Source organism: Terriglobales bacterium, assembly GCA_035691485.1.
Taxonomy (GTDB): domain Bacteria; phylum Acidobacteriota; class Terriglobia; order Terriglobales; family Acidobacteriaceae; genus JAIQGF01.
Genome location: DASSIZ010000145.1, coordinates 1 through 9,298, shown reverse-complemented (window position 1 = coordinate 9,298; position 9,298 = coordinate 1). Strand labels below are relative to the sequence as shown.

Below are 9,298 nucleotides of genomic sequence, written 5' to 3'. Positions count from 1 at the left end.
GAGTATGTCCCACCGCCCCGGTGAGGAATGGGTTCCGAGGAATGGACCCCGACGCAAAGAACCTCGCGCTTCCCGACCTGCGCCCTCAGCACCCCTCCTCCGGCCATCCCATGCATGCCGGCGGAGAAGTGGCGGTGACCGGGCAAGACCTTCCCGCGCGGACGGCCCCTTCATCCATGGCCCGATCAAGTTGGTTTACGCCAAAGCCGCCGCTGCCGGGCTATGTTCTCCCCGCTGCATCCACACAGCCTCGCTAAGTAAAACAGCCTCGACCGTGTCACGGCTGACACAGACGTGTCTGCGCGGACACGTCCCCCGTGCGAAATATGTGACCTAAGTACCGCCGAATCAACAACCTGGCTCATGGTTCCGCCTTTGCTCTATTTCTCCGCGAGAGGCAAAGGCGATGAGCAAGATCACCGGAAATTCGAGGCGAATCGGAAACGCGGCATTCGTGCTTGCGGCGCTGTTAATGGCCACCGTCGAAGCCTTCGCGCAGAGTCAAACCCGGCGCGAGGTGCTCGTCAGCCTTCCCGATCGCAAGCTCGCAGTGCTGGAAAACGGCGCCGTCATAAAAGTATTTCCCGTTGCGGTGGGCGCTGCCGATTCGCCCAGCCCTTCCGGCGAATTCCAGATCGTCAATCGTCTAACCAATCCGACTTACTACCACCCCGGCACGGTGATCCCCGCCGGACCTAAGAATCCGCTGGGCACGCGCTGGATGGGCCTCAACCGCAAAGGATACGGAATTCACGGCACCAACGCACCGCGTTCCATCGGCAAGGCCGCTTCGCACGGCTGTATTCGCATGGGGAAGCGTGACCTGGAGCAGCTTTTCGAGATGGTTCGTGTCGGCGACACGGTTTCCATTCGCGCCCAGGCCGACAGCCAGACCGCTGCCATCTTCGGGCGTACGGAAACGGTGGTTGCCGAAGCTCAGCCGGTCTCGACCGATGTGGCCGATGTCCAGTAGCAACGAGTGCGAAAGGAGAACACCAATGCAGGAAGCAATCGCAGTAACGGTCGTAATCGCCGGACTCTTCTTCTCCATCATGTGCGCGCTGCTGCTGGAGGAGTTCATCTTCGGAGGACTGTTCATCCTGCTACGCCCGGCCGCCAAGCGCGTGCCGCAGCGGCCGCAGGACAGCCTGTTCGGCGCTTCCGACTAATGAAGCGGCCAGTTCGAGGAGAAGTGCAAGGGGCCCAGTACCAACACGGGGAAGTGAAGTTACGGAGGATGACATGCTCGCATTGAAATATTTGCTGCTGGTAGGCGCGATCGGAATGTTCATCGCCGCGCTCGCCATCGTGGCGTACGACCTGTACGCCGAAGTGCAACGCCGTCGCCGCGCGGTCGCCGCCGGCATCACCACCGAATCCGAACCCCTGCGCTGGCGCACCGCGGTGGCGCTGGTCGCGGTTGCCTGGGCGCCGCTGCTCATCGCGCTCAGCATCGTCGTCGTTCCCAGCGGGATGGCCGGCGTGCGCGTCAGCCAGGTCGCAGGCACGCGCCCCGGGACGCTTTATTCCGGAGTTCACGTGGTCACGCCGTTCATCGACCGCGTCGAGATGTTCGACACCCGCGACCACCTCTATACCACCGGAGTGGCGAGCGAAATCGACAAATCGAAGGACAAGAAAAAGGTGGAACCACTGAACGTGCAGGCGAAGGAAGGGCTCACGGTCGGCCTCGCGATCACCGTCCGCTACAGCCTCGATCCCAATCGCCTGGATTACATTCAGTCGCATTTGCCACAACCGGTGGACACGGAACTTGTGCCGGCGGTCGTGGCCAGCGCCTGGCGCGAGTTGGTGCCCAACTACACCGTGCGCGACGTCTTTTCCACCAAGCGCGAGGAGGTTCGCCAGCGCGCCGAAAAGATCATCAGCTCCAAGCTTGGCGCCGACGGCATTCGCGTCAAGGAAGTGATGCTGCGCGATATCCAGCTTCCGCCGGAATACGCCAAGGGCCTGGAGACGCTTTTGCTGCGCGAACAGGAAAACGACCGCATAGGCGTGGAAACAGAAATTCAGCAGAAGCAGGTGCGCATTTCCGAACTCCAGGCCGAAGCGCAAAAAGTCCGCGAGGTAAAGGGCGCCGAAGGCCAGGCGCAGGTGCGCGTGCTGCAGGCCAAGGGCGAATCCGACGCCATGCAATACATGCTGCCGCTGAAACAGAAGCAGATTGAACAATCGCGCCTGGAAGCGGAGGCGCGTAAGGAAACGACCATCAAGAATGCCGAGGCCGCGGCGCAGGCCAAGGTCATCGACAGCAAGGCCGAACTGGAACGCCGCAACCTGCTCGCCGACGCCGAGGCCAACCGCATCCGCGTGACTGCCGTCGCCGACGCCGAGCGCATGAGGTCGGAGGCGGCGGTGCTGAAGCAGAATCCCCTGCTCATCAACAAGATCGTGGCCGAGCGGCTCTCGGACAAGATCCAGGTGATGATGGTTCCGTCGGATGGAAAGTTCTTCTTCGCCAACGATGTGTTGCGCAGCATGGGTGCGCCGCCGCAGTCTGGCGGTGACGACGATCCACCGCCGCAGAAGAACCATGGACAGTGAAATCGTTGTCGGTCTACGGGCGACGGTCGTCGGCCAAGTAGCTGGCGACCGTCAGTTCGCAAGAACGTCAATCCGAGCCAATTGCCATGACGATCGCAGGTTATAATCCGCGCAGGTTCATGACCTCCCACCGAACCCGGCTCTCGGCGCTCATTGCGCTCGGGCTCACGTTGTGTCTTCCGGCGGCCGCGCAATGGGCCGAGCCCATCGGCCAGCTTGCGCGCGAAATTGCCGCTATCAACGGGCCTGGAACGGTTACCCTCACCGCGCAAAATATGTCGTCGTTGACCGCCGACAATATTCCCCTCATCAAGCGCGATCTGCAGAACGAATTGCGCGCCGCCGGAGTGCGCGTGGTCGCCGCGAATGCGGCCGCCGATATCAAGCTCACGCTGTCTGAAAACGCGCAGGGATATCTCTGGGTCGCAGAGGTCCGCCAGGGCAGCGAAACCAGGGTCGCGATGGTGACGGCGACGCGCTCGCAGAATGCAGCGACATTGCAGACCAGCTCGCTTGTCACCATCCACAAGACGCTGCTGTGGTCCCAGGACGCGCGGATCCTGGACCTCGCCCTGGTGCAGGCCGGGAGGGACGCGCACATAGTGGTGCTCGATCCGCAGAACGTCTTATTATTCAAGATGGCCGGCGGGGGCTGGATTGCTGAGCAGCAATTTACCATCCCGCACACGCACGCCTGGCCGCGCGAAGTCCGCGGAAGGCTGATGCTGGCGCGCGATCATCTTTTCGACGCCTATCTCCCCGGCGTGTTCTGCGCCTCGACGACCACGCCGCCGCTGACACTCAACTGCCGAGACGCCGAGAACCCATGGCCGCTCACCGCGACGCAGGCCGCGCCCTTGAGTGCCTCTCGCAATTTCTTTACCGGCACGCTGACGCCTGCCATCGGCAAGTTGGCCAGCGCACCTGCTTTTTACTCTGCCGCCGCGATTCCACGGCCGCTGTACACGCTCTGGATTTTCGCCCGCACCGACGGTTCCGTACACATGATGGATGGTGTCAATGATGTTGGGGCGCGCGCGCGCGATTGGGGCAGCGACATCGCCGCCGTCAAGAGTTCCTGCGGCGCACAAACGCAGTTGCTGGTCACCGGCACGGGAGACGCGGAGACGCCGGACGTGATGCGCGCCTTCGAGATTGCCGATCGGGAGCCGGTGGAAGTCGCGCCGGCCGTGGATTTCGGCGGACCGGTCACCGCGCTGTGGACGGCCTCGGATGAGCGCAGCGCGACGGCAGTCGTCAAGAATTTGAAGACAGGCAAATACGATGCCTTCGAACTTTCGATCAGCTGCGGGCAGTAGTCGCTGGGAGCGCCTAATCTCCGAGTTTCAGCGCTTCCGTTGCGCTGTCTTCGCCTGCCTTGCGCCACAAGTTTCACGTTTCAAGTGTCACGTTGTCAGCCGCGTTGTTTCCCGACCGAATCGCCACAACGCGAAACGTGAAACGAGAGCAGTGCAACCTCTACTCGCGGCTATCCTGTTGCTGGCCTCGTCCGCATCCGCTGAAACACGGCCCCGCTACGGCGGCACACTGCGCGTCGAAATACGTACCGCGCTGCAGTCGCTCGATCCTGCCACGCCGGCGCAGGATCCGGGTTTTGCGCAGATCGCGCCGCTCCTGTACGACACTCTCGTCCGCCTCGACGCCGGCGGCCATCCCATCCCCTCGCTTGCTCTGTCATGGCAACAGGAGGGTGACTCTCGCTGGCGCTTCACCCTGCGGAATGCTGTGCGCTTCTCCGACGGCACCGCGCTGGCCCCGGCACTGGCCGCGCAGTCGCTGCACGAAGCCAATCCTGATTGGAACCTGCGGGTGGTCGGCGATGTCGTGATCATTGAATCCGGGCAGGCGCTGGCGAACCTGCCTGCCATGCTGGCGCTGTCGCGCAACTCAATTGTGCTGCGCAATGGCGGCGGCAATCCGCTGGGCACCGGCCCTTTCCGGGTAAGCGATTTTCAACCCGGCCGCCGGCTCACGCTCGCCGCCGTAGAAGAGAATTGGCAAGGGCGGCCGTTTCTCGACGCCATCGACATCCAGTTAAACCGCGGCGCGCGCGAGCAGATGGTGGACTTCGAACTCAACCGCGTCGATGTCGCCGAGGCCGCGACCGATCAGCTCAGTCGGCTGGCGCAATCCGGGCGCCGGGTTTTCACCAGCGAACCGGTGGACCTGCTGGCGCTGCGCTTCAGCCACTCCAATGTGCGCGATGCGCGCGTGCGCGAGGCCATCGCACTTACCGTCGACCGCGATTCCATCTACAGCGTTCTCCTGCAGCGCCGCGGCGAGCCCACGGGGGCCCTGTTGCCCAATTGGATCACGGGGTATTCTTTCCTGTTCGCGTCGGCGCCCCAGGTGGCGCGTGCCCGACAGTTGCGCGCCGAGGCCAGGCAGACGGCGCCTCTGACGCTGGTCTACGACGCCTCCGATCCACTGGCTCGACTGGTCGCCGAGCGCGTCGCGGTCAACGCCAACGATGCGGGAATCACCTTGAAAACGCTGCCCAGCACGCAGAACATTACTGTGCCCGACATCGAGCTCATGCGCGTGCGGCTTGCCTCCACGGATCCCGCAGTCGCGCTCAGCGAAATCGCGCGCACCGACCGCCTTGCGCTCACAACCGGAGAAACTGTCGACCGTCAACCGTCGACCGCCGACGGCGTTTACCGCGCCACCGTTTCCGCGCTTAAGGACCACTGGGCGATTCCGATCGCGTACCTTCCGGCGGCCTATGTCCTCGGTGCGCGCGTGCGCAACTGGGTGCGCACCCGCGACGCAAGCTGGCAACTTCAGGACGTCTGGCTGGGCGCGGAATCGCTTGCGCCGGTGATAGGAGCGACGCGCCCATGAGTTTCCGTCGCCGGCTGCTGATCGCGCTCTCGCTCATCGTGCTGGTCACGGTGGGATCCGTCTCGACGGTCGTCTCCCTCCGGACGCGGAGCGCGTTCGAGCGCGCCGACGCCGAGCGTACCGATGCCCTGGCGGCGCAGTTCCGCAGCGAATTCGCGCGGCGCGGCGACGCAGTCGTGCACCGCATCAGCTCCGTTGGGGCCGGCGATGCGGTCGCAAAGATGGCCCTCGATCTCGGCAGCGGCGGCGATACCGGCGCTTATGTCACCGAGGCAAAAACCGTCGCCGACGCTTACCAGCTCGACCTGCTGGAGTTCGTTTCCGCCGAGGGCACCATCATCTCGTCGGCGCAATGGCCCGCGCGCTTTGGATATAAGGAGGACATCCCGCCCGATCTGCCGGCGAAAGGCGCGGTGCTGCGCCTGGTCCCCCTTCCCGATGGTGCAACGCTGGGCGTCATGGCGGCCACGAGCGTGAAGGTCGGCGACAAGCCCCCGACGTTCATCTACGGCGGACAGCGGATGGATCATGCGTTCATCGCCTCGCTCACGCTGCCCGCCGGCACCCGTGTCCTGCTCTATCAGAACCTGCAGCCGGGGTTCTCGGCGCAGTCGCTGATCGGTCCGAACGGAGCAGTGGACAATGCCGACCGCCTGGCGCCGCTGATCGCGCGCGTGCAGCAACAGAAGCGCGACTCCGACGAGGTGGTGCAATGGTCCGCCGACGCCGCCGACAGCGAGAGCTTTCACGCCATTCCGCTGAAGGGTGAAAACGAGGCGCTGCTCGGCGTGCTGTTGGTGGGCAGCTCGCGCCGCGGCCTCGTCGAGTTGCAGCGCCACATCGGGGCATTCGCGCTGATCGTCGGCGGCATCGGAATCCTGCTAGCGGTGGTGCTCAGCAGTTGGGTGGCGGCGCGGGTCACGCAGCCGATCGAGCGCCTGGCGGAGGCGGCGCGCGAAGTTGCGGCTGGAAACTGGGAGACGCAGGTCGAGGTGGCTTCCCGCGACGAAATCGGCGAGCTGGCGGATTCCTTCAATTCCATGACTCGCCAGCTTGCCGAGCAGCGCGAGCGAGCCATGCAGGCCGAACGCGTGGCCGCCTGGCGCGAACTGGCACGGCGTCTGGCGCATGAGCTGAAAAATCCGCTGTTCCCGCTGCAAATCACGGTGGAGAACCTGCTGCGCGCCCGCAATTCTGCCGAGTTCGACGAAGTCTTCCAGGAGAGCGCTGCCACGTTGCTCACCGAGCTCGGCAATATGAAGACAATCATCGGGCGCTTCAGTGACTTTTCGAAAATGCCGCAGCCGCAGCTGCAAGCCGTGAACGTGAACGATATCGCGCGCCAGGTAGTGAAGCTTCACGAGGCTCAATTCCAACGTGGTGTTATCCCGAGCGAGGCGGCGCAGCCGGCGAGCCGAGGGCCCTTGCGCTCGGTCGTGGCAAAACTGGAACTGGATGATTCCCTTTCGGCAATCGATGCCGACCCCGACTTGCTGCACCGCGCGCTATCGAACCTGGTGCTGAACGCGCTCGATGCCATGCCCGATGGCGGTACCCTCACGTTGCGGACCAGCGCCACCGGCAAGCACGTGCGCCTCGAGGTCAGCGATACCGGCACCGGCCTGACGCGCGAGGAGTGTGAGCGCCTGTTCACGCCGTACTACACGACCAAGGTCCATGGCACCGGGTTGGGTCTGGCGATCGTGCAGTCGGTAGTCAGCGATCATCACGGCGGCATCAGTGTGGATAGCACGCCAGGGAAGGGAACCACCTTTCGGATTGATCTGCCGCGGCGCAGCTCGACGTCCTCGGTGTCAAACGATATGTTCAAGTCAGCCATAAGCGGTTAGCCACAGAGGCACGAAGGGGAAAAATGGAACGTAAATAGGCAAAGACCGCGCAGATAATGCGATTCGTACGCCTTAAAACATGCCGACAAAAGCCCAACTCTTAATCGTTGACGATGAGGCGAACACGCTGGCGTCTCTATCCCGCGCCTTCCGCCTTGCCGGGCACGAGGCCACGGTGTGCGACAACGCCGGCAAAGCACTGGAGCTGGCAAAGTCGCGGGAATTCGACCTGATTCTCTCCGATGTGGTCATGCCCGGCCGCGACGGTCTCGCGCTGCTGGAAGATTTGAAGGCCGCCGGCGTCAGCGCGCCCGTAGTCATGATGTCCGGACAGGCGCACATCGAGATGGCAGTGCGCGCCACGCGCCTGGGCGCTCTGGACTTCCTGGAGAAGCCGCTCTCCACCGACAAGCTGCTGCTCACGGTGGACAACGCGCTCAAGCTCAAACGACTGGAGCAGGAGAACCAGCAACTCAAGGCACGACTGGGCAAGCATGAGATCGTCTGGTCGGGCCCGGCAATGAAGCGGGTGATGGCGCAGATCGAGCGCGTCGCAGCGAGTGAAACCCGTGTCTGCATCTGCGGCGAGACCGGCACCGGCAAAGAACTGGTGGCCCGCACGCTTCACGAGAAGAGCCAGCGACACAACGGGCCGTTCGTGACCTTGAATTGCGCGGCCGTGCCCGCCGAGCTGATCGAGTCGGAATTGTTCGGCCATGAAAAAGGTTCGTTCACCGGCGCCGGCTCGCGTCACATTGGAAAATTCGAGCAGGCCAACGGCGGCACGCTCTTTCTCGACGAAATCGGCGACATGCCCCTCGCCATGCAAGCCAAGCTGCTGCGGGTCCTGGAGGAGAGCGAAGTGGAGCGCATCGGCGGCGATCGGCCGATCGCGGTCGACGTACGAGTGCTGGTTGCCACGCACCGTAATCTTGAGGAACTGGTGCGCGAAGGAAAATTTCGCCAGGATTTGTTTCATCGCGTGTACGTTTTTCCGTTGACGCTGCCGCCGCTGCGCTCGCGCGTCGAGGACATTCCCGCGCTGGTCGAGCATTTTGCCAAGCAGGTTTCCGCGCAGAATAACTGGAAGCCGATGCGTTTTGCGCCCGAAGCTGTCGCCGCACTTGAGCGCTACCCCTGGCCGGGAAATGTGCGCGAGCTGCGCAACGCCGTCGAGCGCCTGATGCTGTTGGCCTCGGACGGTGAAGTGAACGCGGAGACGGTTGAGCTTGCGCTGCCACAGGGCGCCGCGGGTTCGACTGCGTCGGGTACGCTCGGCGAGCGCGCCGCGGAATTCGAGCGCCAGACGATTTTGTCGGAGCTCAAGCGCCACCAGCACCACATCACGAATACGGCGAAAGCGTTAGGGCTGGAGCGCAGCCATCTTTACAAGAAGTGCCAGCAACTGGGAATCAACTTGCGCGCAGCGCGCGGCGGCGGCGCCTAACCCGGGTGAGCTTTTGAGTTCGCACCGGCCAAACCCGTCGGCTGACGCTGTACAATAACTTTAAGCAAGACAGCGACTTGCGCGTCCCGCGCCGCATGGGGGAAAGGTTCCATTCGGCGGTCGCCCAAAAGTTGCTGGTGACGCGAGCGTTTCCGTTTATAGATATCGGAGAGGTGGCAGAGCGGTTGAATGCACCCGCCTTGAAAGCGGGCGTGCCTTGACGGGTACCGGGGGTTCGAATCCCTCCCTCTCCGCCATTCAGTCTCCAGTCTTGAGTTCTCTTTGCGTTCCTTCGCAAGAATCTGCGAATTTCCGGCGGTTTTGGCGATACGGTTGAAACCAAACCGCACCAGAGAATAAGGTGATCCCGTGACTTCAGCGCAACTTCGTTAGTTTTCTCCAGCGTGGCGTGGCGAGGTGCGGTTCGCAAGCAAGACTGGAATGGGGCGAAAGATGTTTCAGGGCGTCATTGATCTCAGGGGAACTGTGCTGATGGACAATTCGCCGCTGCTATCCCTCTTTCCAAATTTCGAATCGCGCAGTGTTATCAGCACCTCGGCAATTCGAATTC

Annotated in this window: 8 protein-coding genes and 1 tRNA gene; all 9 read left to right on the top strand. The window is 63.1% G+C overall.

The annotated features are described in order from the left end of the window. Positions 1–257, top strand: a 257-nt coding sequence (locus tag VFI82_17565) for a hypothetical protein (GenBank protein HET7186493.1), incomplete at its 5' end; no start/stop codon positions are given. Positions 258–406: 149 nt separating this feature from the next. Beyond that, a complete protein-coding gene (locus VFI82_17560) occupies positions 407–973 on the top strand; it encodes a L,D-transpeptidase (GenBank protein HET7186492.1) in 567 nt (188 codons plus the stop codon). A gap of 25 nt (positions 974–998) precedes the next feature. Next, positions 999–1,169: a hypothetical protein gene (locus VFI82_17555; protein HET7186491.1), complete on the top strand. Its 171-nt coding sequence runs from the start codon at positions 999–1,001 to the stop codon at positions 1,167–1,169. A gap of 73 nt (positions 1,170–1,242) precedes the next feature. Next, entirely contained in the window at positions 1,243–2,565 is a 1,323-nt protein-coding gene (locus VFI82_17550; protein ID HET7186490.1) for an SPFH domain-containing protein, read from the top strand. Between the two features lie 119 nt (positions 2,566–2,684). Further along, a complete protein-coding gene (locus VFI82_17545) occupies positions 2,685–3,884 on the top strand; it encodes a hypothetical protein (protein HET7186489.1) in 1,200 nt (399 codons plus the stop codon). Between the two features lie 151 nt (positions 3,885–4,035). Next, positions 4,036–5,430 carry an ABC transporter substrate-binding protein gene (locus VFI82_17540; protein ID HET7186488.1) on the top strand — a complete coding sequence of 465 codons (1,395 nt, stop codon included), beginning with the start codon at positions 4,036–4,038 and terminating at the stop codon, positions 5,428–5,430. After that, complete coding sequence (locus VFI82_17535; protein ID HET7186487.1) at positions 5,427–7,280, top strand: HAMP domain-containing sensor histidine kinase; 1,854 nt, start codon at positions 5,427–5,429, stop codon at positions 7,278–7,280. Before VFI82_17540 ends, VFI82_17535 begins: the two co-directional genes overlap by 4 nt. A 79-nt stretch (positions 7,281–7,359) precedes the next feature. Beyond that, entirely contained in the window at positions 7,360–8,727 is a 1,368-nt protein-coding gene (locus VFI82_17530; protein HET7186486.1) for a sigma-54 dependent transcriptional regulator, read from the top strand. Between the two features lie 167 nt (positions 8,728–8,894). Then, positions 8,895–8,984, top strand: a tRNA-Ser gene (locus tag VFI82_17525). Positions 8,985–9,298 lie beyond the last annotated feature (314 nt).

What these genes read in the sequence shown, in the direction of transcription:
- VFI82_17555 (HET7186491.1), top strand. Translation starts at nt 999, where the DNA reads ATGCAGGAAGCAATCGCAGTAACGGTCGTAATCGCCGGACTCTTCTTC.
- VFI82_17530 (HET7186486.1), top strand. Translation starts at nt 7,360, where the DNA reads ATGCCGACAAAAGCCCAACTCTTAATCGTTGACGATGAGGCGAACACG.
- VFI82_17560 (HET7186492.1), top strand. Translation starts at nt 407, where the DNA reads ATGAGCAAGATCACCGGAAATTCGAGGCGAATCGGAAACGCGGCATTC.
- VFI82_17550 (HET7186490.1), top strand. Translation starts at nt 1,243, where the DNA reads ATGCTCGCATTGAAATATTTGCTGCTGGTAGGCGCGATCGGAATGTTC.
- VFI82_17545 (HET7186489.1), top strand. Translation starts at nt 2,685, where the DNA reads ATGACCTCCCACCGAACCCGGCTCTCGGCGCTCATTGCGCTCGGGCTC.
- VFI82_17535 (HET7186487.1), top strand. Translation starts at nt 5,427, where the DNA reads ATGAGTTTCCGTCGCCGGCTGCTGATCGCGCTCTCGCTCATCGTGCTG.